Consider the following 1,530-nt stretch of genomic DNA (forward strand, 5'->3'; position numbering starts at 1 on the left):
CCAAACTTAAACGACTCTATCCTGCCGTGGAGTCCACCCAAAACTTGGCCACGTCAGCCGAAGCTGAACCTATCAAAACTTTTGCGGCTGCCCACTAGTAGTCGGCGGCACCGCGTACACTGACCGGCTGGAGGATGATTGGGCTTTCGGTCAACAAGAACTGCGGGCGGCGGGCGTTAGCATCATCCCGCAGGAAAATTTCACCTCCTTCGGTGACGCTATCACGTTCGTCAAGACCAACCCGGCCCGCTACGTCATCAAGCCCAGCGGCGAGGCGCAAAACTACAAGCGTTTGCTCTTTGTCGGTGAAGAAGATGATGGGCGCGATGTGGTGCAGGTGTTGGGCGACTACAAGCGCGCCTGGGCCGACAAGATCAAGGAATTTTAGTTGCAACGGCGAATTATGGGGGTGGAAGTCGCCACCGGTGCGTTTTTCAACGGCACGGAGTTCGTTTATCCGATCTGCGTCAACTTCGAGCACAAGAAGCTGTTTCCCGGCGACATCGGCCCTTCCACTGGTGAAATGGGCACGGCGATGTTCTGGAGCGAGCCGAATAAAGTTTTGAGAGTCCTAATCTAAGATAGTTACTGATATTATAGGAAGAAAGGCTTCACTTGAAGCGAGGTTTGGAGGTGGAAAGCGGTGGTTGCAAGCGGTGTGGTAGCGAAGCGTCGGTCAAGAGCGGTCGTGTGCGGGGTTTGCAGCGGTATGGGTGCAAGGAGTGTGGCTACCATTTTACGGCGACACCTCCACGGGGTAAGCCCGCGGCGATGAAGGCGCTGGCGCGGTAATGCCCCAGAAATTTCTTCCATCAGAAGTCAAACTGAAGAGACTTTTGTGGAGGACGTGATGGGCAAGCAGCGTCAAAGTTGGACTGTTGAAGAAAAGTTGGGGATCGTGTTAGCGGTGTTAAGCGAGCGCCCGAGCGTGGCGGAGGTGGCCCGTCAGCGCGGCGTCAATGAGAATCAAATTTACCGGTGGAAAGAGCAGTTTCTGGCGGCGGGTCGTCAAGGGTTAAACGGGGCGAAGGCGCAGACGGCGGATCAGCGCTTGGAAGCGGAGAATAGCCAATTGAAAAAGCTGCTGGGTGAGAAAGCGCTGGAGATGGAGATTCTAAAAAACCTTTCATGGGGCGCTGTACCGCCCTCTTTTTGTAGGGCTAGAAACGGGGTCCCGCTACACGAGAGGCGCTGGGAACAGTGGCCGTTGACTTTTTGGTGGCATTGACCCCGTCAAAAAACATAGCCCAGGGACTGTAGCGGATTTGCGTGTGGTGACGCTGGCTGGCGATCCCGATTAGGAAAGTGATGACATTCGCCGTCCCCGTTTCCGGCTACTTTCACGGTGAGGACGAGACCCTGCACAAGCCAATATCAATCACTACGCCGTACCGTTCCGAGCATCTATCGACGATCAATGCCGATGCGGCGGGTGTCAAGCGACATCAAAAACTGACCCCTTAGCGACACGGAAAATTGACCCCCAAGTTTAGTTGGTTATTCGGTTAATGAAGTCGAAGCGGGTTTAAG

5 protein-coding genes are annotated in these 1,530 nt (G+C 54.8%); 4 read left to right on the forward strand and 1 reads right to left on the reverse strand.

Annotation, left to right across the window (positions count from 1 at the left end):
* Nucleotides 1-94: 94 nt before the first annotated feature.
* Nucleotides 95-394 carry a hypothetical protein gene (locus BN873_RS20745; RefSeq protein WP_053085207.1) on the reverse strand — a complete coding sequence of 100 codons (300 nt, stop codon included), beginning with the start codon at nt 392-394 and terminating at the stop codon, nt 95-97.
* Between BN873_RS20745 and BN873_RS20750 the strand changes: the two genes are divergently transcribed.
* The 4 genes from BN873_RS20750 to BN873_RS20290 all read left to right on the forward strand — a co-directional run bounded on the left by BN873_RS20750 (nt 389) and on the right by BN873_RS20290 (nt 1,464).
* Nucleotides 389-580, forward strand: coding sequence for an ATP-grasp domain-containing protein (locus BN873_RS20750; RefSeq protein WP_242434349.1), 192 nt, complete (start codon nt 389-391; stop codon nt 578-580). The two genes, BN873_RS20745 and BN873_RS20750, sit on opposite strands and share 6 nt — an antisense overlap.
* A gap of 35 nt (nt 581-615) precedes the next feature.
* Nucleotides 616-792: an IS1 family transposase gene (locus BN873_RS20010; protein ID WP_139031627.1), complete on the forward strand. Its 177-nt coding sequence runs from the start codon at nt 616-618 to the stop codon at nt 790-792.
* 58 nt (nt 793-850) lie between these two features.
* Nucleotides 851-1,228 carry a transposase gene (locus BN873_RS01785; RefSeq protein WP_048670264.1) on the forward strand — a complete coding sequence of 126 codons (378 nt, stop codon included), beginning with the start codon at nt 851-853 and terminating at the stop codon, nt 1,226-1,228.
* 80 nt (nt 1,229-1,308) lie between these two features.
* Complete coding sequence (locus BN873_RS20290) at nt 1,309-1,464, forward strand: hypothetical protein (protein WP_171820401.1); 156 nt, start codon at nt 1,309-1,311, stop codon at nt 1,462-1,464.
* Nucleotides 1,465-1,530: the final 66 nt, after the last annotated feature.

The organism is Candidatus Competibacter denitrificans Run_A_D11 (genome assembly GCF_001051235.1).
In the GTDB taxonomy this organism is placed as follows: domain Bacteria; phylum Pseudomonadota; class Gammaproteobacteria; order Competibacterales; family Competibacteraceae; genus Competibacter_A; species Competibacter_A denitrificans.